The organism is Escherichia sp. E2748, from assembly GCF_005781125.1.
In the GTDB taxonomy this organism is placed as follows: Bacteria; Pseudomonadota; Gammaproteobacteria; order Enterobacterales; family Enterobacteriaceae; genus Escherichia.
In genome coordinates, this window is the sequence record NZ_VATP01000003.1 from 1 (window position 1) to 24,617 (window position 24,617).

A 24,617-nucleotide genomic window follows, 5' to 3' on the forward strand; every position below is an offset into this window, starting at 1 on the left:
GATTATGCGGGATACTTACAGAAGTACTGGCCTGTTCATCCTGATGGCAGCTCTAAGCGGGAGTATTATTATGAATAATCTACTGCATAAGCAAAATCGATTAATGATTAAAATCGATAGTAAAGACAGAATTAAATCATAATACTCATCTTCAAGCCTTCGATTTGGATGACAGCAATAGTAAAAAGGCAGGTGTTGATAACGGCCCCTGATTGGGGCCTACATTAAAACATTCTAAACAGTGTCATTGGCCCGATTTTTCTTTCAAGAACAAGGATTATTTGCTCAAGCTCAACACGAGCCTCAGCCTGAAGCCCTAAACATTGCGAAATACCGTCATCATCAGTACTTAGCCTCGCATTCATACCAATTCTGTATTGTTCTTCAATACGGTTCATACTGTAAGAATGAAAATGCAGTGAATCGCCTAGTCTTGCTGGTTGATTCAAATGAGCAAAATTAAACTCGCCTGCCATATAATTCAGCAAATGATCTTGGACCACTAACACAAGCTTTTTGTTTATATGCTCAAAAGTCTTTACCTTGTGATGCATTTGAACCAAAATAGTTTTGGCCGTCATCTTCCAGTTGATCCCGTATGGTTTGGTTGAGTGCTCAGCATCATCGCTTGGAGTAATATTAACCTCTCTCAAAAAACGCTGCCTTTCAGGCCATACTGTCCCTGTGGTATCCATAGTTTGTAACTCAATACCAACAAAATCCTTCACTCTGCCATTTCTTACAGAAACCAAAAAGAAGTCAACGTTTCCGCCTGGAATTTTAACCTCTGGCACTACATGCAATTCATTGCCTGGTTCATGGTTGGTAAGCAAATGTAGGCAATCTGCAAATATCTGACCTCGCTCCAAAAGCCTTGCAGGGCAGATCATAATTGGTCGAGGATCTCTGCCATAGAGTACCGAACATGTACCAATGGCGATACTCGAGTCTGATTTTCTAGTTTTGAAGCAAATTCTTTGCCTAAAAGGACAACATTGCTCTTGAATCACGCTTTCCCAGTTTTGTTCTGAGTAGGTATCCAACCCGAAAATTTCTATAATCTTGCTCATTTTAATAACTTAAACCTTTCCATAGTAAGTTTTAAATAGCTTTCAGATATATCAATCCCAACAGATTTACGACCTAATTCGTATGCAGCAATCAATGTTGAACCAGTACCAGAGAATGGGTCCAATGCTATCCCATCTTCTGGGCAAGTAGCTAGAATTGGAATTCTACAAAGATCCAATGGGTATGCTGCGAAGTGGGATTTTCTCTTTTGAGTATCCTCTGGCAAAATATCCCAAACATCAGCGGGCTTGCTGCCCTTAGGATGATAACGTAGGAAATAAAACCCCTTATCCCTGAGTTCTTTTGCCCTTCCAGATACTTTCTCACTTTCTGAATGAGTGGTCCTTTGTTGTCCACGGATAACCATTCTGAAATCAGAGAATTTTCCAGCTGAAATATCATCAAGCATACAATTCAATGCTGACAGAGCATTCACTTTCTCTTGTGGAGTTAATGTCGTAGATAGCTCTATTTGTCTTTTATATCTGACACCAGAGACACCAGTTGCTGATACCACTGAACCATTAACTACTTTGGCATCTCTAGGTTTAGTACGAATTGCGTCCGCGTTATAGTAGTAACCTTTGTTTTTCTTAACGAAATGAAATATATTCTCGTGCACATTACCGAGACGGTCAGCACTATTATCCATGCCGCCTTTCAACTTATTCCAAATGACACTATTCCTAAGAATCCATCCTTGGTTATCCGTTAGCTCAAAAGCTACACGCCAAGGTAATCCTAATAGAGCTTTATCTTTATATGTGTCTCCAAGATTCAACCAAAACGATCCTGTTGGCTTCAAGACTCTCTTTATCTGTAAACAGATTTCAGCCAAATTTCTAACAAAGTCCATAGGATCAATTTCTAATCCGATCCCTCCATTCTCATACTCTCGTTTTCCCCAGTATGGAGGAGAAGTCATGATAAAATCGATAGAATCAGAGGGGAGCTGTGCCAAAACGTCAAGAGCGTCGCCACACATCAAAAGCGGGGAGCATCCTTCCGCATGTTTGTAAATAGTCAAAGCCTCAGAGAAAGAATCATGAACACACGTTGTCTTTTTCTCATAACTTTCTGTTACTGTGTGATTTCCAAATTCAAAATCTAAGTTCTTTTCCATCTAGCGACACCGTACGACATTCATAAGGGAGTTGGTTGCCTTAGAGGATACCATTTTCCAGCTCAGATTTCTGCCTTCACTCACTTCATAACCTTAAGTAGAGCAGATGTTGCTATGTAGTACAAAACAGTGGTACATTCAGAATCGAAGCGTAAAGGTAACTCATTGTTATTCGGTGATTTCGTCGTTGTAGAAACGAATCCTTGGTTCGATTCCGAGTCCGGCACCAAATTTATAAGGCCTCGCTGCAAAGCGGGGCTTTTTCTTTTTCTGGCTACGGTAAATTTCAGATCGTTGCTACAGGTCATTCGTAATCGTTAACGCCTTTTAATTTCAAAGCATTCTGTCTAATGTCGGCATATCTGGCGATGAGCTGTTTCAGATGCATCTCTGCCTCAGCCCCTTCGGCAGGAGGAAGTGGTTGTCCTGCCGACGACTGTTCCAGTATCCGCAGTTGCTCTTCAGCCGGTATGGATTGATTAAAAGACTGTATCGTTGAAAACACCACTGACTTCAGCTCACTGACCGTCATGTATTTCCCCTTATGCTCATCCAGCCCGTTCAGTCGTTCACTCAGTTTCTGTAGCGTAACCATTCCCTGATGCCAGCCATTCAAATTTTCTGTCGGCAACGCAGCGACATTAAATTGTTGCTGCCACTGCTGTATCAGGGGCTTTGCGCGCTCCGGCCATATCACCTGGGCCTGTTCGACAAGCTGCCTTTCCCGGGTTATGAGCCAGTCCGGCGGTAGCTTGTCCAGAAGCGTAAGCTGCTGTTGTGTTTGCGTAATTAAAGCTTGTGGCAACGGAGATTGCTGACGCAATAAATCCAATTGTTCAGGCGTGAGTACTGCGGGTAACGGTGCCAGAGAGGCAGTAAACTGGGTTTGTAACGGGTCCGGCCGATGCAAAAACTGCCACGTCCATAGCGTTGCTGCACCTATCACCAGCATGGTACACATCCCACCGACAAAAGATTTCCATTTTTTTACTGGCTCAGGTATTGCCGGCAGTACCTCCACGTTCGGCTGTGTAACGTACACCCATTGCACTGCACTGTCTGGCGCCCGGATCTCTTCAAACGAACGACCAGTATGGGAACCTGTTGTTATACCCACGTCATTCATGACCGGAGCATGCGAAACGATACCCGACTGAATTGTCGCCCCTGTACAGATTGTGTCATCGCTGTTCTCCAGCCTGACAGCGTTGTTATGTATCAGGGTACGCAATGTATCCAGCTGACTGAGATGTCTGAGTTCCAGGCGCTGTAAAACTGCCCCCAAACGGGTAAGCAGTTGCTCTGCCCGATACAGTTGGCTAAGGTCGCTGTATTTCAGCGGAAGTGAGCGCATCCGTTGTTGCAAACGCTGGCTCAGATTACTGAGGATCTCAATCCGAACATGGACAGGCTGTGGCCAAAGCACGCCCCACTGATGGCTTATCAGAGCCTCCAGTATTGCCAACCCTTCATTCAGACCAAACAATCCGGCCAGCTGCGTACGGGCCAGCGTATACCAGGCCGCAGTCTGCAGCTCAACACCATTTTGCTCAAACAGTGAAAGACACAGTTTTTCGGCATAACGCCAGTTCACATCAGGACGTGCCGGATGCGTTAGCTTATTGAGTTCATCACACAAAGCGGCATAATCCGGTAGCCTTCGCGGGTCACCGCCGGTTTTAATTCTACGTGGGGTAATGTCATTCATGACCAGTTATCCATCTGACGTACTTGCGGTTATAAAAGATGATTGTTTATGCAGCTTGGTGTTCTGCATATTCAGGGCGTAGCAGATACTGACGGGGTTAGGGAGAAACGCTAAAACCAGGCCTTAAATACGAGCTGCCGTGTCGAGATACTGCTGTTTCAGGTGTCTCAACAGGACTCGCCCTTCAGGCATAAATTCAGTTCCATAACGCACCAGACCAACATCTTTGAGTTCAGCGTCAATGGCATAGCACAGCTCGCCAGGAACTTCCTGTTCCAGCAGAACAACGGTTATTTTTTTCAGACGCGGCTCATATTTGAGCAGTACGGTAGATAACGTCCACATCATTTCATGCGCCGTCCCCGGCATTCCCTGGAGAATTTTGGTCATATCCGGTAGACCATAGTCCGGCAGATGTGCCAGCGTGCCGGCACGACTGTTAAGAATGCGCTGCATATTGTCCAGTACTGAGAGGATTATCTGGTTCTGCTCGCTAACCTGATTCAGATCCAGACCTCCGGTAAAATTCCCAAACAGGGTTTCATATAGCGACGGACGCGGAGTGTCATTCATCTTTCAACGCCTTCAGAGTCAACCGTTCACTCCCTGCTTCAATGATTCTGGCTGAATCCGGGTCAAGGTCGTCACGACTCAACACGATCCGCCAGGTGTTATTCACCTGATCCGGAGTGCCGACCTTATCCAGGTCTAACATCGCTGCCCGGTCCGGATGATTGTGTGCAAACTCTTTCGCGGCTTCACGCAGGTAGCGCATTTCTGCGTCGTAATAACGCGGGGTTAAATTTGCCATAAAATAGTTACTCAAAATATAGGAAACAATGTTTTCTTCCCCAAAAGTGGAAGTTATCTCACCACTTCGCGAGTAGTCAGAGACATAGGTTTTATCTCCTCATTTAAAATCTCAAATTCAGTAGTTATTTTTCTGAATGACTGACCAGATAAAAAATGTGAGAAAGTACCTTGCTATAAATTATGAGCCACACTTATTCATCCTCCTTTTATCCAGCCAATAACTTTCTCTAACCACATAACACCGCGGCCCGCGCCGGATCGAGCTGAATCAGCCCGCCTAGCAATTTTTCCATAGCAGGCCCGAGGCGAATCTTGTCAGCCTCACTGCGACTGGCTTTCAGTCTGAGGAGTTTCAGATGACGGGCCTGTACCTCAAACAGCAGCTCGGGTTCCCAGTCGCTAAGGGCCACTTCTGTGGCACGCTCACCCAGCTCTGCAAACAGGTGCACCGCGAGCTCATTTTTTCCGTACTGTTCTGCAATACGCCCCATTAGCAGGCGAAGCAGCCACTGCTGCCGCGCAGTGGCGATGCCTGGTCGATGCTGTAACCAGCTCAGTGCCGCATCCGGGCTTTCGCTGTCCGCCAGCGCCACGGCTTCCGACTCCAGAGCCAGAATGTCGTCATTCACTTCGGCCATACGGGCGGAAGGCGTTTCTTTGCCCCACCCAGCGGTGGTATCCAGTACGCTCTGCTGGATCCAGTTAAGCGTCACCTCATCAGCAAACGGCGTACCGTCACTGAATGCCAGCGTCTCCAGCCCGGATAGTCGAGTCAGTAGCCCCTTCAGATCAGCGGCAATAATGTCAGCCACTATCTCCTTACCGGACTTCGTCAGCGCCTGGTGGATATACCATTGCAGATCCAGCCACAGGTGGTTAGCACCGCGGGAAAAGGTACTGTCTGCCGTTTCCAGAATTTCAGCCCAGTTTTGCTGCAGGTACAGACGTTTGAGCAGCGCTCGCTGGTCTGCTCTTGGGGGTTCGATGCGAGTTCGCCCCTGTGCATCTGGAGCCGGAATAGCCTGCAGGGTATCGTGACGCAGACTTTTCATCAGATGGTGCGCCGACAACCAACCGTCGGGCTGTTCGCGCAGATATTCGCTGAGTGTGCGCGCCTGCGCCAGCAAATCCTGACCGGAAGTGATTCTCCCGATAGCTGGGGCATCGCTGTGACTCGCAGTGGAAAGTGTCTCAGTAGTACTGGCGTTCTGCGGTACAACTGCATCCACACCGCCCGCTTTCTGCAGGCGGTTTTCCAGCGCACCATACAGCGCGTTAAGTTCTGGGCGGGTTTCATCCGGCTCATTTTCGGTGAGCTGCGCTATCAGCAGCAGCGCACCGATGGTGCGCAGCGCATCTTCCCTGACCACTTCCGGATACAGTGAAAGAGAATCCGTCATGCGTGAACCTGCCAGCCACTCCAGTGCTGCCTTACGGCTGCGGTTGCGCTGTGGATGCAGTTGCACACCGAAACGGTCTATCAGACCCGCCAGCAGTTCGAGTCCCTCTGCCAGCCCCTGCTCGCCTTCACGATGCAACCTGGCCCAGCAGTAATACGTCGCCACACGAATGTCTTTAGCGGTGGTGGTGAGCACTTTCTCCGCCAACTGGCAGATAAGCTCAGTATCCGCCCCGGAAAGTTTGTTGACCTCCTCGCGCATTTGCTGGAAGCCATCGTCATAACCTGGGTCATCCCCCACTGATGACTCTCCGGGTAACGGCTGCAGCCAATTGCTCCACTGCACCACTCGCTCACGGGTAGCGTCAAGGAGTGTCGTCGGCTCTGTCTGACAGGCGCTAACCAGGGCATTTAACGTGCTCATCAATTGACCTCCACCGCATCACGGTTCGTGCTGGCGACCGGGTCTGTCACTACCACTTTCGCCGTGCTGAAGATGGTATCTGTCAGACTCATAAGGTTCCTTCAGTCATATTTAAACTCCAGCACAACCCCTTCTTCATCATTCCACCCCAGCGTCAACGACGCTGGCTTTTGTTTCGCCGCCATATGAATCAGCAATTGCTGACTCAGCACCGGCAGAATTTGTTGGTTGAGTAAGCTGTCGACATTGCGCGCCCCGGTGTCCGGTAACAGGCAGGCTGCGGTCAGCGCGTCGTACAGACTTTCGTCAATCAGCGTGGTCAGGCCGTAGTGGCGCTGTAAGCGCTGGCTGACCTGGGAGAGTTTCATCTCCACAATCGTGTGCATGGCTGCTTCTGCCAGCGGACGGTAAATCACGGTCTGGAAACGGGCGAGCAGCGCAGGCTGGAAGTGGTCGCGCAGTATCGGGCGCAGCAGTTCGTGCAGGTCTGCCTCGGTGGCTTCCGGTTGTTCCTCCAGCAACTGCATCAGGTGGTCGCTACCAAGGTTGGAGGTCATCAAAATAACGGTATTGCGGAAGTCAATTTCTCGCCCTTCGCCGTCGCGCATAAAACCACGATCGAATACCTGATAGAACAGATTCATCACGTCACGGTGCGCTTTTTCGACTTCATCGAGCAGCACCACACTGTACGGACGCTTACGCACGGCTTCGGTAAGGATGCCGCCCTGGCCGTAGCCGACGTAACCAGGTGGAGAACCTTTCAGCTGGGAAACTGTGTGTGGCTCCTGGTATTCCGACAGGTTAATGGTAATCAGCGATTTTTCGCCACCGTACAGCACATCCGCCAGCGCCAGCGCGGTTTCAGTTTTTCCTACACCGCTTGGACCAACCAGCAGGAATACACCCTGTAGACCGTTCTCAGAGGTGAGGCCAGTTTTAGCGGCGCGCAGGCGCCGGGCGATGGCTTCAAGCGCAATATTCTGACCGACTACACGTTTACCGATTTCATTTTCCAGGGTAAGCAGTTCAGTCTGTTCGTCTTTCATCAGCGAAGAAAGCGGCACGCCGGTCCAGTCGGCAATCACTGTTGCAACAGTGCGCACATCCACATCCACCGACAACAACGGATTGCCCTGCTGTAAACCGTTCAGCTCCTGTTGCAGGGCATGCGTTTCGCTCTGACGGGAAATGTCCTGGCGGCATTCCCGTAGTTGTTCAGTAAGTTTCAGTTCCTGGCCGTACTGGGTTTCAAGTTCGTGGAGTTCAACGATGACGTTTTTCTCTTCCTGTTCAATTGCCGTCAAGCGTTCACCGTGGTTTTGATTACCGACGGTAATGTCTTCCTGTAGAGCTTGTCTCTCCATTTTAAGAGAGGTAATCCGGGAACGGATACGGGTCAACTGTTCGGGTACGGTGTCGAGACTCATACGCACGCGAGCGCTTGCAGTGTCGAGCAGGTCAACGGCTTTGTCCGGGAGTTGACGGCCTGTCAGATAACGTCGGGATAACGTAACGGCAGCGCACACCGCATCATCAGTGATGTGCACATTATGATGTTCGGCATAACGGGATTTCAGGCCACGCAACATCAGACAAGCCGTGTCGTCGTCCGGCTCGTCAACTTTCACCATCTGGAAGCGGCGTTCGAGTGCGGCATCGCGCTCAAAGTATTGTTTATACTCAGACCAGGTCGTCGCGGCGATGGTACGTAACTCACCGCGCGCCAGGGCAGGTTTCAGCAAATTGGCAGCATCAGCACCACCAGCCTGGTTACCTGCGCCGATGATGGTATGGGCCTCATCGATAAACAGCAAGATAGGTACCGGAGACTGCTGTACAGCATTAATCACGTTTTTCAGGCGCTGCTCAAATTCCCCCTTCACTCCCGCCCCCGCCTGCAGCAGCCCGAGGTCAAGAGTGCGTAGCACCACCGGTTTGAGGGATTCAGGGACATTACCGTCAGAGATTCTGAGCGCCAGACCTTCAACCAGTGCGGTTTTCCCGACACCTGGCTCACCGACCAGGATTGGGTTATTTTTTCGGCGACGAGAAAGAATGTCCACCATCTGGCGGATTTCACTATCGCGGCCAAATACCGGATCAATTTTACCTTCACGCGCCTGGGCGGTGACGTCATGGGTGAATTTATCCAGCGCATTCTGCAGCGCCGGACTCAGTTCCCCATCTTTCATCTCACTCCCTACTGGACGCCCGATAAACTCCACGTCCCCACCGTGGCTCCCCGTAATTTCGGCTTCCTGCTGTACCTGCGCTCGCTCGTCTGACTGGGCATCCAGTAGCGGGCGCAGGCACTCTAACTGGCTCTGGCCCAGAGTCAGCAATGGCCACAGACCATCGCAGCGCACCAGCTTCTGTTTAGCCACCAGCGCCATCAGCAGGTGGTGACTTCGAATCTGTTCTTCTCCCGCCAGTGAGGCAATCAGCCAGGCTTGTTGCATCAATATCTGGATATTTTCTGAAAGCTGCGGGCGATGGCGCACCGAGCGCGGTTGTTTGTCGAGCCAGGCAAGCAAATCTTGCCAGAGAGTGTCCATGTCCCACTCGTAGCGGCGTGCCAGCACTGTGAGATCCCCCTCGCCCTGCTCAAGAAGTTTCAGCAGCCAGTGCTCTGGCAAAATTTCCGCATGCGCGCGAATCTGACAGAGTGAAGCCGCGCCTTCCATCGCACGGGCGCAATAAGGATTCAGACGTCGCAGCAAAATGGCTGGATTTTCCATGAATATCTCTCTTTGTCGGTTTCTGAACACACTACCGCCCCTCGCTGTTTTCCGTGAGGAAGACCAAAGCGCATACGGTCGTGCTGACAGATTGTGGAGTTTTTGCTGAAAGCCCGTTGGCTTCAGACGTTCAGCAAAAACAAAAAACGGACAGAGAAACTCTGTCCGCTCGTGGCTTAGGCGGTAGCGCGTTCGTTCCAGGAATCGGAATGAATGATGTTGCCGTCTTTGTAGGTCCAGGTGATTTTTTCGTAACGCAGTTCAATGCGCTCAAGGTGGTTGTGCTTCTCTTTAGAAGGATCCTTGATGTCATACATTTCAGGATTCACCTTCACCACTTTCACGTTCTCAAGTTTGGTGTTGAAGTACTCCACTTCCTGGCCTGCGTCGTTGATTTTGTACCACTTGAATTCGGCAGACTTGAGGGTCTGACCGGTGGTCACTGCCTTGTACAAGTACGGGCTGGAGGAGTCGATTTCCTTGGTGAACAGGAACGGGGTATGGATACGGGTGCCGGTCAGTTTGCCTGTGTTGTTATCAGTCGGGATGTACAGGTTGTGTTCCTGAGCCACGACTTCGATGCTGCCTTCACGATCCTGAACGTCCACAGACCCTTTGATGTCCGCGCCGCCATCGTCCTTCAGCCAAAGATAAACAGGTATTGCCATGGAATTACTCTCCATTATGTTGTGATGCGCCATCATCCTGCGATGACGCCAGGGTGTGTCCAGGTATCTGACAGGCATTAGCCTGCGGTACCAGACTGATTTCGACACGCCGGTTGAGCGCACGGCCCTCTGGGGTGTCATTGGTTGCGACCGGACGGCTTTCGCCATAGCCCTGTACCGCAAAACAGCTTTCCGGTACGTCACCGGTTTCATGCATCCAGACGCGCACCGCTTCGGCACGTTTCTGAGAAAGCGTCTGGTTTAGTTGTGCGTTCCCGGTGTTATCCGTGTGGCCAGCGACCACAATCAACCAGCCCGGTTTTGCTCTGACTCCCACCAGTGAATTAACCAACATTTTGGTGGACCCGGCCTTCAGCACCGATTTGCCGGAATCAAATAGCGACATACTGTCGAGGCGGATAATCTTCTGCCCCGGGACGATTTTTTGGATAACAGGTGAAGAGAACGACGGTGGTGCCAGGTCATCCATGACGGCTTCAATAACAGGTACAAGACGCAGTCCCTGATACAGTCCGAGGCGATAACGCACAGGCTCACCGCGACGATGCCAGTCATCCAGCAGTGCACCATCAGCGCGCAGACGCTGTTGGGCCTGGAGTTTAGGTTCTGCCGGTGTGTCAGTAAGATGGTGGTATAAGGCAAGGTGGTCGCCGACATTGCGACGGATAAATCACAAACCGGAGGAAGATTATCCGCCAGGTCGGTATCAACGATCGTGCCATCCTGGAAACGTACCACCAGACGGGTAGCATTTAGCCGTGACAGCGCCAGGGCGGCGGTGTCAAATTCAGCATTCACCACGCCCCAGGGATGGGAAATCCCCATCCTTGCAACGGTATCGGCAACGTGCGCATTCCAGCGGGCCTGCTGCTGGAACTGTTGCGGGGCCAGCGCAGCCCCGTCCTCCCAAAGTGGGCGAAAAATTTTCATCCTTGATTTCCCCTCGCCTTACGACTTGGCTTTTGGCATCTGGGAAACCAGTGATAGGTTGATGTCCATCCCTTCCACCTGGAAGTGGGGGATAGCAAAGAGTTTCACGCGGAAGAAGCCTGGGTTATCCCCGATATCTTCCACCAGCACTTTCGCGTCACGCAGCGGGTGAGAAGCCTGCAAGTCATCGCCCGGATCGGTCATTTCTGTCACAAGACCACGAACCCAGGTATTAAGCTCCAGTTCCAGCAGACGACGATCCTTGGTTGTACCAATGTTTTCCCGTTGAATCAGCTTCAGGTAATGAGCGATTCGCGAAAGCAGGAAGATGTACGGCAAACGCGCATTGATGCGGCTATTAGCAGTGGCATCAGCAGTGTCGTAGAGCGCAGGTTTTTGCGTGGAGTTCGCCGAGAAGAAACAGGCATAATCGCGGTTTTTGTAGTACGACAGGGGAATAAATCCAAGATTTGCGAACTCAAATTCGCGGGTTTCCGGGATCATCACCTCTGACGGAATTTTGACCTGATTACCCGTACCGAGATCATACAGATGAATGGGCAAGTCCTGCACTGCCCCCCCGGCCTGTGGGCCACGGATTTGCACGCACCAGCCGTTGTTGATGAAGCTTTTCACCATGTTAGCCGCAAAAGCGAAGGAGGCATTGGTCCACAGGTATTTATCGTGATCCGGGCCTTTTACTTCTTCAACATAGTTAAAACTACGTACCGGTACTGTGTCCGGGCCATACGGCAAACGGCCCAGCACGCGAGGCATGACCAGCCCCATGTATCGGGAGTCATCCGTATCCCTGAAACTTTTCCATTTAATGTACTCGGCGCGATCAAAGTAGTTACCAATATCTTTGATGGCCGCGACCTCTTCCATTGACTCTTTCAGGAAAAATTTCGGCCCCGCAGAACCGATAAAGGGCATATGTGCCGCAGCAGACACTTTTGACAAATTACGCATCAGCGCCACGTCCTGCGCAGAAGCATCAAACTCGTAAGAGGAAATCAGCGCAGCAATCGGCTCGCCGCCCGGAGTGTCATACTCATCGATATATGTGTGTTTGTACAAACCACTCTGGATAATTTCCGGGCTATCTTCAAAATCCTGGCGCAGGTCTTCTTTAGAGATATCCAGCAGTTCAACTTTCACGTTCTGGCGGAAATCGGTTTTATCAACCAACGATTTCACGCCCCGCCACAGGCTTTCTACCGCCTGAAAGGCCTCATGATGCATAACAGCATCAAGTTGACGACTTATCTGGTAATCCAGTTCAGCGATATGGTGGTCAATCAAATTTTTGTCGAGCTTTTCAACTTTAGAGCCGGATTTAGTCAGACATTCCAGGAACACTTGCATCCCGGCCGTTAAACGTTCATCCGCGGTCGCATCCGACATCGCCTGTGCATCCTGCCAAATATCCAGTGCACTCAACTCTGAGACTGGGCTCAGATTAATTTTTTCAAACAGGGACGCATAAACTCCACTTGCCACAGGACGTTCAAGGACCACACTCTCGCCAGCAGTGGCATTCTCATTATTTACAGACATCAACATATTCCTTATTAATCCGTTAAATCGTCATGATCGTTATGGCTGTTTTGGAGCCAGGGCTGAGAGTTCGGCTCTGAGTTCTGCGCTTAATGCCGGGTCCAGCAGAATATTTTCCAGTTCTTTGCGGAAAGCCTGGTTATCCAGAAGATTTGCTTTTAAATCACGAAGTAAATTACGCATGGAAAGCATGGCCTTCAGCTGCGGTATTTGCCTGGAGACTTGTTCCGGGGAAAAATCCTTTATACTGCGGAATGTCAGTTTGATGCTGTCTTCGCTATCGTCATCAGCAAGCGTATTTTTAACGATAAGATTTACTTTTGGGGAATAATCAAAAAGGACTGCATCAAAGTTATTTTTGTTAAGATTAACTTTTTTACGTTCTGATAATGGCGCGGATTCCTGACCATTACTAAAATCACCCGCAATAAGTAACTTAAGGGGTAATTCCATTTTTTTGCTTGCGCCACCTGTATGCAGTTCTAATTTTAGATTAATACGGGCCTTCGGGATCTCCCGCTGGAAGCTGTCACTCATAGTTCCCTCACGTAATTCAGTTAAAGTCAAATTAACAACAATATTTCCTTAACCAGATACTAGGGCAATATCAATTTCAAAAAAACAATATAGATCAATAAATTGAGTATAAAAAACAATAAGAAATCTGCCAAAAAACAAAAATAATTTCAGACATATCAAGCAATTAAAAACGACTCTATACATGTTCTGAATTATATTTTCATTACGTAACTACATTATTTTTATACCCTAACCCAGATTGTACAAAGTGCGAAATGTTGACTTATTATATAACAACATTCTTCATGGTCCTCAGGCGGCAGCCCTGAGTGTTTTTGCGATGTAATATCGAAGTAATTCGTTTGTATATAAAACCTATCACTAAAGTAAACCGTGAATATTCACCGTGCACTGGCATTTTCTCTTTGCACGCTCCAGCTTAAAGTCAAACCAGTTTCTATTAGGTTAAATACCGTAGAAGGAAGGTTTACTTATTAATATTTTTATTTAAGGCAATCGGAATTTTGCATTTTTGCATCCAGAAGCCTCTTCAGGAATACTCTGATTAAGCATAAACATTGATGCAGCGCAGCAAATTATTTATTTTCACCACTTATATTCACATAGACATTGTAATTGCACAGTAAAAGTAGGTACTTATGCGTAATGGAGTATTTCGGATTAGTAAGTATTTGGTTGTTATTACTGCGATATCCTGTATGTATACCGGATTTGCATTTGCAACGAACGTCACATTGAACTCTGTCCAGGTAAAACATCTGAATAGTGTCATCAATCGTGAGGTAAAAGGGACGAATGACCGTAATTTTGTCAATAACAACTGGACTGAAGCTCAGCGCGTAGCCGAATTTATTTGCCGACCGCTCGCACTAAAAGAGCTGCAGAAGCAGTACCCCGACGTAGATAAGGTTATTTTCGATCAGGGAAAACATAATATGCAGCGACTGCTCTCACCTGCACTACTGACAGGCAATGGCCAGTACCGTAGGGGGATTAGCTGGACGCCGTTTCACTTCGAATGTCAACTGTCAGTAAAAACCGGGGAAGCAACAGGATTCAGGCTGACGAGAAACAGAGCCCTGACCATGGCTCCAGGGCCAGTTATTCTTTCTGAAGGAGCCAACCAGTGAAAAATATACTTACGGCATTTCTCATCATTACGTTGCCTGCTTTCTCTGTCACGGCAGCCAGTTTTGACTGTCGACTGGCCCGCAGTGCGGATGAAAAAGCGATTTGTGCATCGCGTACCCTCAATGACATGGATGTGGAGATGAGCGTTAAATACAAATTTCTCCATGGGCTTTACGCAATGGGTGCCGCCGGGGAACTAAAAGAATCACAGGCACAGTGGCTGACAGAACGACGCCGTTGTGGCAGTGACAAACCCTGCCTGAGAGAAATATACAGAAAGCGCTTAACAACGTTGAACCATCTTTATGACGCGATTAACAAACCACTCTGAATCCAGAGTGGGCTCGTTGGTTGTTGGAAGTGCCTTCATGCGAGGCACTTCCTTATCAGTGTGCACAGTTATTGGTTAGCGAATGATAATCCCCATTATTATTTTTTAATTTAATAATAGTTTCCACTGAAAATATATACGGTGATAAATGCGCCCCTGTTTGATTTAAAAACATATTTATCGCCATAAATAATCAAGCGCAAAACTATCATACTGGTCAATATTCACCGCAAAAAATTTGTTATTCTCTTCTGCTTTACAGGGGGATTATCAACCTGTTTATTATATTCAGTTTAAATAGTTAATCACAAAATATCATCGCCATTACTGACGTGTTTTATTTATTGATAACAGTGACATACGTTCTATTTTTATAAGAAAACAATCAATCGCTAAATTGTTTTTCGACTTAATAGTTAATCGCGAAACATTTTAATGATTGATAAAAATCCTAAATTCCTTGTTCATAATGTAGGGGTGTGTTAAATAGGTGGGCAAAATTTGGTTCCCCCTTCTCGCCTGTAATATTGCAGCATCTTCGCACTTCCACGAGACATTGCGACTTAATAAGAAGGTGATAAGCCCTACATAAGCACATGGGCTGACCATAGTTTTATATTCATTAAAACACTTTGTTATAACCAATTGATTTAATATCAATAATTTATTGTTGGTTCGGGTTTGTTGTGACTATGGCATTATTTCCGAGCAAAGGAGTTGATATGTCTGAAAGACATTTACCTGATGACCAGAGCAGTACTATCGATCCATATTTAATTACCTCGGTTTGCCAGACTCTGGCAGAACAAGGTGCTGCATTACAAAACTTGTCCAAACAGTTGGATTCCACTCAGTACCAGCGTGCTCTTGAATTGATAATTAATTGTAAAGGACACGTTATTCTTTCGGGAATGGGTAAATCAGGGCATGTTGGTCGAAAAATGTCTGCGACTCTGGCCTCTACGGGTACGCCGAGTTTCTTTATTCATCCCGCAGAAGCTTTCCATGGCGATCTGGGCATGATTACGCCTTACGATCTTCTGATCCTTATTTCTGCCAGCGGCGAAACAGATGAAATCCTGAAGCTCGTCCCGTCACTGAAGAATTTCGGCAACCGAATTATCGCCATTACCAATAATGGAAATTCCACGCTGGCGAAAAATGCCGATGCCGTGCTGGAACTCCACATGGCGAATGAAACCTGCCCGAATAATCTTGCACCAACAACGTCTACCACGCTGACCATGGCGATCGGCGATGCGTTGGCGATTGCCATGATCCACCAACGCAAATTTATGCCGAATGATTTTGCGCGCTATCACCCGGGCGGTTCATTAGGCCGTCGCCTGCTGACCCGCGTTGCGGATGTCATGCAGCATGATGTCCCTTCGGTTCATCTGGATGCGCCCTTTAAAACGGTGATTCAACGTATCACCAGCGGTTGCCAGGGAATGGTGATGGTAGAAGACGCAGAAGGCGAGCTGGCGGGCATTATCACCGACGGTGACCTGCGTCGCTTTATGGAAAAAGAAGATTCTCTGACATCCGCCACGGCGGCGCAGATGATGACGCGTGAACCGCTGACGTTGCCAGAAGAAACCATGATCATCGAAGCGGAAGAAAAGATGCAAAAACACCGCGTCTCGACGTTATTGGTGACCAACAAGGCGAACAAAGTCACTGGTCTTGTGCGCATTTTCGACTAATTAAGCAACAGGGCGCGAGAGTTAAGTCTCTCATTGAATTTGCGCCCCACTGAAACTCTGATAATCGTTACATGTTGATAAAAGTGAAGTCTGCCGTATCCTGGATGCGTGCTCGTTTGTCTGCCATCTCATTGGCAGATATCCAAAAACACCTGGCGAAAATCATCATTCTGGCACCGATGGCAGTGCTGCTGATCTATCTGGCTATCTTCAGCCAGCCTCGCTATATGAGCGAATCGAAAGTTGCCATTAAACGCTCAGATGATTTAAACAGTGGCAGCTTAAATTTTGGTCTGCTATTGGGTGCCTCTAACCCGAGTTCCGCAGAGGATGCGTTATATCTGAAAGAGTACATTAACTCTCCAGATATGCTGGCAGCGTTAGATAAGCAACTGAATTTTCGCGAAGCGTTTAGCCACAGCGGGCTCGATTTTCTTAATCATCTTAGCAAGGATGAAACCGCAGAAGGCTTCCTGAAGTACTACAAGGACCGTATCAACGTCTCGTATGACGATAAAACCGGATTGCTCAATATTCAGACGCAGGGCTTTAGCCCGGAGTTTGCGCTTAAGTTTAACCAGACCGTGCTGAAAGAGTCAGAGCGCTTTATCAATGAGATGTCACATCGCATTGCGCGTGACCAGCTTGCCTTTGCGGAAACGGAAATGGAAAAGGCACGCCAGCGTCTGGACGCCAGCAAAGCGGAACTGCTCTCTTATCAGGACAACAACAACGTTCTGGATCCACAGGCACAGGCACAGGCAGCGAGCACGTTGGTGAATACGCTGATGGGCCAGAAGATCCAGATGGAAGCGGACCTGCGTAACTTGCTGACGTATCTGCGTGAGGACGCCCCGCAAGTTGTGAGTGCGCGTAATGCGATTCAGTCATTGCAGGCACAAATCGACGAAGAAAAAAGCAAAATAACAGCGCCACAAGGTGACAAATTAAACCGTATGGCGGTGGATTTTGAAGAAATCAAATCAAAAGTAGAGTTCAACACTGAGCTCTACAAACTGACGCTGACCTCCATTGAAAAGACCCGTGTAGAAGCGGCTCGTAAGCTCAAGGTGCTGTCTGTGATCAGTTCGCCACAGTTGCCGCAGGAATCATCTTTTCCAAACATCCCTTATTTGATCGCCTGTTGGTTACTGGTGTGCTGCCTGCTGTTCGGCACCCTGAAACTGTTGCTGGCTGTTATTGAAGATCACCGAGATTAACGCTGTCGCTGAATGAGTTTGTGATGAAATTATTTAAATCAATTTTACTGATTGCCGCCTGTCACGCGGCGCAGGCCAGCGCGGCCATTGATATTAACGCTGACCCAAACCTGACAGGAGCCGCACCACTGCCCGGTATTCTGAGCGGACAAAAGTCGGATACGCAAAACATGAGCGGCTTCGACAATACCCCGCCGCCCGCACCGCCGGTGGTAATGAGCCGTATGTTTGGTGCTCAACTTTTCAACGGCACCAGCGCGGATAGCGGTGCGACGGTGGGATTCAACCCTGACTATATTCTGAATCCGGGCGATAGCATTCAGGTTCGCTTGTGGGGTGCGTTCACCTTTGATGGTGCGTTACAGGTTGATCCCAAAGGTAATATTTTCCTGCCGAACGTTGGTCCGGTGAAAGTTGCAGGCGTCAGTAATAGTCAGTTAAATACCCTGGTCACATCCAAAGTGAAGGAAGTGTACCAGTCCAACGTCAACGTCTACGCCTCCTTATTACAGGCGCAGCCAGTAAAAGTGTACGTGACCGGATTTGTGCGTAATCCTGGTCTGTATGGCGGTGTGACGTCTGATTCGTTACTCAATTATCTGATCAAGGCTGGCGGCGTTGATCCAGAGCGCGGAAGTTACGTTGATATTGTGGTTAAGCGCGGTAACCGCGTGCGCTCCAACGTCAACCTGTACGACTTCCTGCTGAACGGCAAACTGGGGCTTTCGCAGTTCGCCGATGGTGACACCATCATCGTCGGGCCGCGTCAGCATACTTTCAGCGTTCAGGGCGATGTCTTTAACAGCTACGACTTTGAGTTCCGCGAAAGCAGCATTCCCGTAACGGAAGCGTTGAGCTGGGCGCGCCCTAAGCCTGGCGCGACTCACATTACGATTATGCGTAAACAGGGACTGCAAAAACGTAGCGAATACTATCCGATAAGCTCAGCGCCAGGCCGTATGTTGCAAAATGGCGATACCTTAATCGTCAGCACTGACCGCTATGCCGGCACCATTCAGGTGCGGGTTGAAGGCGCGCACTCTGGCGAACATGCCATGGTGCTGCCATATGGCTCCACCATGCGTGCGGTTCTGGAAAAAGTCCGTCCGAACAGTATGTCGCAGATGAACGCGGTTCAGCTTTATCGCCCATCAGTGGCCCAGCGTCAGAAAGAGATGCTGAATCTCTCGCTGCAAAAGCTGGAGGAAGCATCACTTTCCGCCCAGTCCTCCACCAAAGAAGAAGCCAGCCTGCGAATGCAGGAAGCGCAACTGATCAGCCGCTTTGTGGCGAAAGCGCGCACCGTGGTTCCGAAAGGTGAAGTGATCCTCAACGAGTCCAATATTGATTCTGTTCTGCTTGAAGATGGCGACGTCATCAATATTCCGGAGAAAACATCGCTGGTTATGGTTCATGGCGAGGTGCTGTTCCCGAACGCGGTGAGCTGGCAGAAGGGAATGACCACCGAGGATTACATCGAGAAATGCGGTGGCCTGACGCAAAAATCGGGTAACGCCAGAATTATCGTCATTCGTCAGAACGGTGCGGCAGTCAACGCGGAAGATGTGGATTCACTCAAGCCAGGCGATGAGATTATGGTTCTGCCGAAATATGAATCGAAAAACATTGAAGTTACGCGTGGTATTTCCACCATCCTCTATCAGCTGGCGGTGGGTGCAAAAGTGATTCTGTCTTTGTAAGGATTTGAGATGAGCAAAGCAGTTATTGTCATTCCGGCCCGCTACGGCTCCTCGCGCCTGCCGGGTAAGCCACTGCTCGATATTGTTGGCAAACCGATGATCCAGCACGTTTACGAGCGTGCGTTACAGGTGGCAGGCGTTGCGGAAGTTTGGGTGGCAACAGACGACCCGCGCGTTGAACAGGCCGTGCAGGCGTTTGGCGGGAAAGCCATCATGACGCGCAACGATCATGAATCCGGCACCGATCGGCTGGTCGAGGTAATGCATACGGTGGAAGCAGATATCTACATTAACCTGCAGGGCGATGAACCAATGATTCGTCCGCGGGATGTAGAAACGCTGTTACAAGGAATGCGTGATGACCCCGCGTTGCCAGTGGCAACGCTATGCCACGCGATTTCTGCCGAAGAAGCGACCGAGCCAAGCACGGTAAAAGTGGTAGTAAATACCCGCCAGGATGCACTTTATTTCAGCCGTTCGCCGATTCCGTATCCGCGTAATGCTGAAAAAGCGCGCTACCTGAAACACGTCGGTATTTACGCTTATCGTCGCGATGTGCTGCAAAACTACAGCCAGTTACCTGAGTCCATGCCGGAGCAGGCGGAATCACTGGAGCAGTTACGGTTGATGAACGCGGGGATCAACATTCGCACATTTGAGGTTGCCGCAACCGGTCCGGGCGTCGACACCCCAGCATGCCTTGAAAAGGTGCGCGCTCTGATGGCGCGGGAACTGGCCGAAAACACATGATTGGCATTTACTCGCCTGGCATCTGGCGTATTCCGCATCTGGAGAAATTTCTGGCGCAACCGTGCCAGAAACTTTCTCTGCTGCGTCCTGTTCCGCAAGAAGTTGATGCTATTGCCGTGTGGGGACATCGCCCCAGCGCGGCGAAACCAGTCGCCATCGCCAAAGCAGCGGGGAAACCGGTCATCCGTCTGGAAGATGGATTTGTGCGCTCGCTGGATCTTGGCGTCAATGGCGCACCGCCGCTTTCTCTGGTGGTGGATGATTGCGGCATTTACTACGATGCCAGCAAGCCTTCGGCACTGGAGAAACTGGTACAGGATAAAGCCGGAAATACAGCTCTGATAAGCCAGGCCAGAGAAGCGATGCACACCATCGTGACCGGGGATTTGTCGAAATATAACCTGGCGCCTGCGTTTGTGGCTGATGAGTCAGAACGTGCAGACATCGTTCTGGTTGTCGATCAGACATTTAATGATATGTCAGTGACGTATGGCAGTGCTGGCCCGCATGAGTTTGCCGCCATGCTGGAAGCCGCGATGGCGGAAAATCCTCAAGCCGAAATTTGGGTGAAGGTGCATCCGGACGTACTGGAAGGAAAGAAAACAGGTTATTTCGCTGATCTGCGCGCCACGCAACGAGTACGTTTGATTGCCGAGAATGTCAGCCCGCAGTCGCTGTTGCGAAACGTTTCCCGGGTTTACGTCGTGACATCCCAATACGGCTTTGAAGCCTTGCTGGCAGGAAAACCAGTGACATGTTTCGGTCAGCCCTGGTATGCAGGCTGGGGCTTAACCGACGATCGCCATCCGCAGTCCGCTTTGTTATCCGCTCGACGCGGTTCTGCCACGCTGGAAGAACTTTTTGCCGCAGCATACCTGCGTTACTGTCGCTATATCGACCCGCTCACGGGGGCCGCAAGCGATCTATTTACCGTACTGCAATGGCTGCAATTACAGCGCAGCCATCAGCAGCAGCGTAATGGCTATTTATGGGCGCCAGGCTTAACGCTGTGGAAGTCGGCGATCCTGAAACCTTTCTTGCGTACCGCGACAAACCGACTGAGTTATTCACGTCGCTGTACTGCGGCCACCGCTTGCGTGGTATGGGGTGTAAAGGGAGAACAGCAATGGCAAGCCGAAGCGCAGCGAAAATCACTGCCGTTATGGCGAATGGAAGATGGTTTTCTGCGTTCATCCGGGCTTGGCTCTGACCTGTTGCCGCCGCTATCGCTGGTGCTGGATAAACGCGGGATCTACTATGACGCCACACGCCCCAGCGACCTGGAGGAGCTGCTTAATCACAGCCAGTTAACGCTGGCGCAGCAGATGCGAGCTGAGAAGTTGCGGCAACGACTGGTTGAAAGCAAACTGAGCAAGTACAACCTGGGGGCCGATTTCTCTCTGCCTGCCGAGTCCAAAGGTAAAAAAATCATCCTGGTACCGGGTCAGGTAGAGGACGATGCATCTATTAAAACAGGCACTGTCTCGATTAAGAGCAACCTTGAGTTATTGCGCACAGTACGCGAGCGTAATCCGCACGCCTACATTATTTATAAACCGCACCCGGATGTACTGGTGGGAAATCGCAAGGGTGATATTCCGGCAAAACTGATTGCTGAACTTGCTGATTATCAGGCACTGGACGCAGATATTATTCAATGCATTCAGCGCGCAGATGAAGTGCACACCATGACATCATTGTCCGGGTTTGAAGCGTTATTACATGGCAAACAAGTTCATTGTTACGGCCTGCCCTTCTATGCCGGTTGGGGTTTAACCGTTGATGAACATCACTGCCCGCGCCGCGAGCACAGATTAACGATAGCAGACTTGATCTATCAGGCGTTGATTGTTTATCCAACATACATTCACCCAACACGGTTACAACCTATTACGGTTGAAGAAGCTGCGGAATATTTAATCCAGACGCCGCGCAAGCAGATGTTTATTACCCGAAAAAAAGCGGGGCGAGTCATACGCTATTACCGCAAATTAATTATGTTCTGCAAAGTCAGATTTGGCTAAATAATTTCATCATTGACTATTACACAGATTATTTATGCAAGACAACGCACTAACCGTTTTATTATCGGGTAAAAAATATCTGCTATTGCAGGGACCGATGGGACCTTTTTTCAATGACGTCGCGGAATGGTTAGAGTCATTAGGCCGTAACGCTGTAAATGTTGTCTTCAACGGCGGGGATCGTTTTTACTGCCGTAATCGACAATACCTGGCTTACTACCAAACGCCGAAAGAGTTTCCCGGTTGGTTGCGAAATCTCCACCGACAATATGACTTTGATACCATCCTCTGCTTTGGTGACTGCCGCCCATTGCACAAAGAAGCAAAACGCTGGGCAACGTCGAAAGGGATCCGCTTTCTGGCATTTGAAGAAGGATATTTACGCCCGCAATTTATAACCGTTGAAGAAGGCGGAGTGAACGCATATTCATCGCTACCGCGCGATCCAGATTTTTATCGTAAGTTGCCAGATATGCCTGCGCCGCACGTTGAGAATTTAAAACCTTCAACGATGAAACGTATAGGCCATGCGATATGGTATTACCTGATGGGCTGGCATTACCGTCATGAGTTCCCTCGCTACCGCCACCACAAATCGTTTTCCCCCTGGTATGAGGCACGCTGCTGGGTTCGTGCATACTGGCGCAAGCAACTTTACAAGGTAACACAGCGTAAGGTATTGCCGAGGTTAATGAACGAGCTGGACCAGCGTTATTATCTTGCCGTTTTGCAGGTGTATAACGATAGCCAGATTCGTAACCACAGCAATTATAACGATGTGCGTGACTATATTAATGAAGTCATGTACTCATTTTCGCGTAAAGCGCCGAAAGAGAGTTATTTGGTGATCAAACATCATCCGATGGATCGTGGTCACAGACTCTATCGACCATTAATTAAGCGGTTGAGTAAGGAATATGGCTTAGGTGAGCGAGTCATATACGTGCACGATCTCCCTATGCCGGAATTATTACGCCACGCAAAAGCGGTGGTGACGATTAACAGTACGGCGGGGATCTCTGCACTGATTCATAACAAACCACTCAAAGTGATGGGCAATGCCCTGTACGACATCAAGGGCTTGACGTATCAAGGGCATTTGCACCAGTTCTGGCAGGCCGATTTTAAACCAGATATGAAGCTGTTTAAGAAGTTTCGTGGGTATTTATTGGTTAAGACACAGGTTAATGGGGTTTATTATGGGAAGATGATATTTAACAAGATAAAAAAGAAAAAAGGATTGTATTATGCTATCAAAAAAAAACATCACAATGAATGGCATTAACATAACCATTCATAAACACCCATCCATTAAATAAAGATTAATATACTATAATTAAAAAACACAAAAAAATCATTATAATAAATAGCATATATTATACATTTATTAACCAGTTATATACTGGTAAAGTTAACATGAGCACTTTGTAATGCAACTTTGATGGCGTTAGTATCAACTAATATTGAGTCGGGCGCAGAAAATGGTCGATTTTTATTAGTAAAATCAGAATTTCCGATGTAAAGACTTTCTTTATTTCTTAACGCCTGAATGTGCCATCGCGACCATGAATCCCAATATTTTTGGCGATCCGGTGAAATTCCCTGAGATGTATATCCTGTTGTAGGTGAATTCATTAACGAGTCGGTACGATGGCTTCCTAGTGTCAAAGGCAATTTAATACGATGTATAGAGGAAGCACCAAAAATTAGCTTAAGTCGAGCAATGAATTCACTATCAGCACCCGTTTTAACACAGTCCCAAACGCCCGCTTTTTGCAATACCTCCGCCCTTCTAAACAGCAAAGAAGAAGGATTCAGTCGTTTTAGTGGATAAACCGCACGCGCATAGAAAATCCCATTATCTTGTAACCTTACCCAATCAGAAATTGAACAAATTAGTTTAGGGTTTAACAATAAAGGTGATATCTGTCTAAATAATTTTTCAGGATGAGACCAGTCATCTGAGTCATGGCATGTCACAAACTCGCCCTTTGCTTGTATTAAACCTATTCGTTTTGCAGCATATGTTCCAACATTTTGAGGTAGGCTGATAATCTTTATTCGACTATCTTTGAGTGCTAATCTTTGAAGACGGAATAGCGTATCATCAGTGCTGGCATCATCCACAACAATTAGTTCAAATGAGCGATATGTTTGATTAAGCAATGATATTACTGCATTTTCTACTCGCCTACCGGTATTGTATGTTGTCATTAAAATAGAAATCAAAGGGCCTGTATGAATAGATGAAGGAATCGATGTAATAACATTACCAGGAGATAAGGGAGATGCGTTGTCTGCAAGTGCGACCTGAGATAAACCAAAGTACGTATAGTATGAGTTAAGTCTATTTAAAGAGGTTTTTGGTGTTTCTCTCAAAGCATTATTTTGTAAGAGCAATATATCAGGGGAAGAAATAAGACTACTGGAATCAATCTGAGAAAGTGTTGATATGGCTTTTTGAGTTAACCCAACTCTTAACTGAAGAGCTGCATATAAATCTAAAGGATAATTATCTATATTATCTAATAATGATAATGAAAACGTAGGAGAGTATGATGCCAGGGCCTTTGCCAACTCAATCTTTTGATGTGTGTCCGTGAACTCATCTTTGAACTCCGTAAGTAATTCTTGAGTTAAACTTATGTCACCACAAGCAATTTTAGCTATTTTAATCGCTAATTTACACCGCCAATCTGGCGGTGTATCAGTGAGATTACACAATGACCAATACATATTAAGCTTATACATTGCCAA

Annotated in this window: 19 protein-coding genes and 2 pseudogenes; 8 read left to right on the forward strand and 13 right to left on the reverse strand. The window is 48.3% G+C overall.

Features of this window, described 5'->3' with window-relative positions; genetic code table 11:
• Nucleotides 1–224: 224 nt before the first annotated feature.
• The 12 genes and pseudogenes from FEK42_RS05730 to tssB all read right to left on the reverse strand — a co-directional run bounded on the left by FEK42_RS05730 (nucleotide 225) and on the right by tssB (nucleotide 12,995).
• The gene (locus FEK42_RS05730) at nucleotides 225–1,070 is read right to left on the reverse strand and encodes a NotI family restriction endonuclease (RefSeq protein WP_135492330.1); all 846 of its coding nucleotides are present in this window, start codon (nucleotides 1,068–1,070) and stop codon (nucleotides 225–227) included.
• Nucleotides 1,067–2,194, reverse strand: coding sequence for a site-specific DNA-methyltransferase (locus tag FEK42_RS05735; protein WP_138211764.1), 1,128 nt, complete (start codon nucleotides 2,192–2,194; stop codon nucleotides 1,067–1,069). The genes FEK42_RS05730 and FEK42_RS05735 overlap by 4 nt, the downstream gene beginning before the upstream one ends.
• Nucleotides 2,195–2,498: 304 nt before the next feature.
• Complete coding sequence (locus FEK42_RS05740) at nucleotides 2,499–3,902, reverse strand: VasL domain-containing protein (RefSeq protein WP_135492328.1); 1,404 nt, start codon at nucleotides 3,900–3,902, stop codon at nucleotides 2,499–2,501.
• Nucleotides 3,903–4,025: 123 nt separating this feature from the next.
• Nucleotides 4,026–4,475, reverse strand: a complete 450-nt coding sequence (tssE, locus tag FEK42_RS05745) for a type VI secretion system baseplate subunit TssE (protein WP_135492326.1) — start codon at nucleotides 4,473–4,475, stop codon at nucleotides 4,026–4,028.
• Entirely contained in the window at nucleotides 4,468–4,713 is a 246-nt protein-coding gene (locus FEK42_RS23185; RefSeq protein ID WP_135492324.1) for a type VI secretion system baseplate subunit TssF, read from the reverse strand. Before FEK42_RS23185 ends, tssE begins: the two co-directional genes overlap by 8 nt.
• A gap of 229 nt (nucleotides 4,714–4,942) precedes the next feature.
• The gene (gene tssA / locus FEK42_RS05755; protein WP_135492322.1) at nucleotides 4,943–6,538 is read right to left on the reverse strand and encodes a type VI secretion system protein TssA; all 1,596 of its coding nucleotides are present in this window, start codon (nucleotides 6,536–6,538) and stop codon (nucleotides 4,943–4,945) included.
• Nucleotides 6,539–6,639: 101 nt separating this feature from the next.
• Nucleotides 6,640–9,279 carry a type VI secretion system ATPase TssH gene (tssH, locus tag FEK42_RS05760; RefSeq protein WP_135492320.1) on the reverse strand — a complete coding sequence of 880 codons (2,640 nt, stop codon included), beginning with the start codon at nucleotides 9,277–9,279 and terminating at the stop codon, nucleotides 6,640–6,642.
• A gap of 176 nt (nucleotides 9,280–9,455) precedes the next feature.
• Nucleotides 9,456–9,947, reverse strand: a complete 492-nt coding sequence (gene hcp / locus FEK42_RS05765; RefSeq protein ID WP_024558534.1) for a type VI secretion system effector Hcp — start codon at nucleotides 9,945–9,947, stop codon at nucleotides 9,456–9,458.
• A gap of 4 nt (nucleotides 9,948–9,951) precedes the next feature.
• Nucleotides 9,952–10,629, reverse strand: a pseudogene (locus tag FEK42_RS05770) (OmpA family protein); the annotation flags it as partial.
• Between the two features lie 2 nt (nucleotides 10,630–10,631).
• Nucleotides 10,632–10,898 (reverse strand): annotated as a pseudogene (gene tssK, locus FEK42_RS05775) (type VI secretion system baseplate subunit TssK); the annotation flags it as partial.
• A gap of 18 nt (nucleotides 10,899–10,916) precedes the next feature.
• Nucleotides 10,917–12,464 carry a type VI secretion system contractile sheath large subunit gene (tssC, locus tag FEK42_RS05780; protein WP_130207939.1) on the reverse strand — a complete coding sequence of 516 codons (1,548 nt, stop codon included), beginning with the start codon at nucleotides 12,462–12,464 and terminating at the stop codon, nucleotides 10,917–10,919.
• A 33-nt stretch (nucleotides 12,465–12,497) separates the two neighbouring features.
• Complete coding sequence (gene tssB / locus FEK42_RS05785) at nucleotides 12,498–12,995, reverse strand: type VI secretion system contractile sheath small subunit (protein WP_130207941.1); 498 nt, start codon at nucleotides 12,993–12,995, stop codon at nucleotides 12,498–12,500.
• 641 nt (nucleotides 12,996–13,636) lie between these two features.
• Here tssB and FEK42_RS05790 point away from each other — a divergent pair.
• The 8 genes from FEK42_RS05790 to FEK42_RS05825 all read left to right on the forward strand — a co-directional run bounded on the left by FEK42_RS05790 (nucleotide 13,637) and on the right by FEK42_RS05825 (nucleotide 23,145).
• The gene (locus FEK42_RS05790; RefSeq protein WP_131162482.1) at nucleotides 13,637–14,128 is read left to right on the forward strand and encodes a hypothetical protein; all 492 of its coding nucleotides are present in this window, start codon (nucleotides 13,637–13,639) and stop codon (nucleotides 14,126–14,128) included.
• The gene (locus tag FEK42_RS05795; RefSeq protein WP_130207945.1) at nucleotides 14,125–14,460 is read left to right on the forward strand and encodes a lysozyme inhibitor LprI family protein; all 336 of its coding nucleotides are present in this window, start codon (nucleotides 14,125–14,127) and stop codon (nucleotides 14,458–14,460) included. Before FEK42_RS05790 ends, FEK42_RS05795 begins: the two co-directional genes overlap by 4 nt.
• Nucleotides 14,461–15,182: 722 nt before the next feature.
• The gene (locus FEK42_RS05800; protein WP_130258027.1) at nucleotides 15,183–16,166 is read left to right on the forward strand and encodes a KpsF/GutQ family sugar-phosphate isomerase; all 984 of its coding nucleotides are present in this window, start codon (nucleotides 15,183–15,185) and stop codon (nucleotides 16,164–16,166) included.
• A gap of 71 nt (nucleotides 16,167–16,237) precedes the next feature.
• Nucleotides 16,238–17,386 (forward strand): capsule polysaccharide export inner-membrane protein KpsE, encoded by a 1,149-nt coding sequence (locus FEK42_RS05805; RefSeq protein ID WP_000905920.1) that lies wholly within the window; start codon nucleotides 16,238–16,240, stop codon nucleotides 17,384–17,386.
• Between the two features lie 23 nt (nucleotides 17,387–17,409).
• Nucleotides 17,410–19,086 (forward strand): polysaccharide biosynthesis/export family protein, encoded by a 1,677-nt coding sequence (locus tag FEK42_RS05810; RefSeq protein WP_032226219.1) that lies wholly within the window; start codon nucleotides 17,410–17,412, stop codon nucleotides 19,084–19,086.
• A gap of 9 nt (nucleotides 19,087–19,095) precedes the next feature.
• Nucleotides 19,096–19,836: a 3-deoxy-manno-octulosonate cytidylyltransferase gene (gene kdsB / locus FEK42_RS05815; protein ID WP_135492318.1), complete on the forward strand. Its 741-nt coding sequence runs from the start codon at nucleotides 19,096–19,098 to the stop codon at nucleotides 19,834–19,836.
• Nucleotides 19,833–21,860: a capsular polysaccharide biosynthesis protein gene (locus FEK42_RS05820; RefSeq protein WP_135492316.1), complete on the forward strand. Its 2,028-nt coding sequence runs from the start codon at nucleotides 19,833–19,835 to the stop codon at nucleotides 21,858–21,860. The genes kdsB and FEK42_RS05820 overlap by 4 nt, the downstream gene beginning before the upstream one ends.
• Before the next feature lie 34 nt (nucleotides 21,861–21,894).
• Complete coding sequence (locus FEK42_RS05825) at nucleotides 21,895–23,145, forward strand: capsular biosynthesis protein (protein WP_135492314.1); 1,251 nt, start codon at nucleotides 21,895–21,897, stop codon at nucleotides 23,143–23,145.
• Nucleotides 23,146–23,255: 110 nt separating this feature from the next.
• Here the strand turns inward: FEK42_RS05825 and FEK42_RS05830 are convergent, their stop codons facing one another.
• Entirely contained in the window at nucleotides 23,256–24,596 is a 1,341-nt protein-coding gene (locus FEK42_RS05830) for a glycosyltransferase family A protein (protein WP_135492418.1), read from the reverse strand.
• Between the last annotated feature and the right edge of the window lie 21 nt (nucleotides 24,597–24,617).

Bases quoted from the DNA above. Each gene is read 5' to 3' on its own strand.
- FEK42_RS05730 (WP_135492330.1), bottom strand. From the start codon at position 1,070: ATGAGCAAGATTATAGAAATTTTCGGGTTGGATACCTACTCAGAACAA.
- FEK42_RS05735 (WP_138211764.1), bottom strand. From the start codon at position 2,194: ATGGAAAAGAACTTAGATTTTGAATTTGGAAATCACACAGTAACAGAA.
- FEK42_RS05740 (WP_135492328.1), bottom strand. From the start codon at position 3,902: ATGAATGACATTACCCCACGTAGAATTAAAACCGGCGGTGACCCGCGA.
- tssE (WP_135492326.1), bottom strand. From the start codon at position 4,475: ATGAATGACACTCCGCGTCCGTCGCTATATGAAACCCTGTTTGGGAAT.
- FEK42_RS23185 (WP_135492324.1), bottom strand. From the start codon at position 4,713: ATGGCAAATTTAACCCCGCGTTATTACGACGCAGAAATGCGCTACCTG.
- tssA (WP_135492322.1), bottom strand. From the start codon at position 6,538: ATGAGCACGTTAAATGCCCTGGTTAGCGCCTGTCAGACAGAGCCGACG.
- tssH (WP_135492320.1), bottom strand. From the start codon at position 9,279: ATGGAAAATCCAGCCATTTTGCTGCGACGTCTGAATCCTTATTGCGCC.
- hcp (WP_024558534.1), bottom strand. From the start codon at position 9,947: ATGGCAATACCTGTTTATCTTTGGCTGAAGGACGATGGCGGCGCGGAC.
- tssC (WP_130207939.1), bottom strand. From the start codon at position 12,464: ATGTTGATGTCTGTAAATAATGAGAATGCCACTGCTGGCGAGAGTGTG.
- tssB (WP_130207941.1), bottom strand. From the start codon at position 12,995: ATGAGTGACAGCTTCCAGCGGGAGATCCCGAAGGCCCGTATTAATCTA.
- FEK42_RS05790 (WP_131162482.1), top strand. From the start codon at position 13,637: ATGCGTAATGGAGTATTTCGGATTAGTAAGTATTTGGTTGTTATTACT.
- FEK42_RS05800 (WP_130258027.1), top strand. From the start codon at position 15,183: ATGTCTGAAAGACATTTACCTGATGACCAGAGCAGTACTATCGATCCA.
- FEK42_RS05805 (WP_000905920.1), top strand. From the start codon at position 16,238: ATGTTGATAAAAGTGAAGTCTGCCGTATCCTGGATGCGTGCTCGTTTG.
- FEK42_RS05810 (WP_032226219.1), top strand. From the start codon at position 17,410: ATGAAATTATTTAAATCAATTTTACTGATTGCCGCCTGTCACGCGGCG.
- kdsB (WP_135492318.1), top strand. From the start codon at position 19,096: ATGAGCAAAGCAGTTATTGTCATTCCGGCCCGCTACGGCTCCTCGCGC.
- FEK42_RS05820 (WP_135492316.1), top strand. From the start codon at position 19,833: ATGATTGGCATTTACTCGCCTGGCATCTGGCGTATTCCGCATCTGGAG.
- FEK42_RS05825 (WP_135492314.1), top strand. From the start codon at position 21,895: ATGCAAGACAACGCACTAACCGTTTTATTATCGGGTAAAAAATATCTG.
- FEK42_RS05830 (WP_135492418.1), bottom strand. From the start codon at position 24,596: ATGTATTGGTCATTGTGTAATCTCACTGATACACCGCCAGATTGGCGG.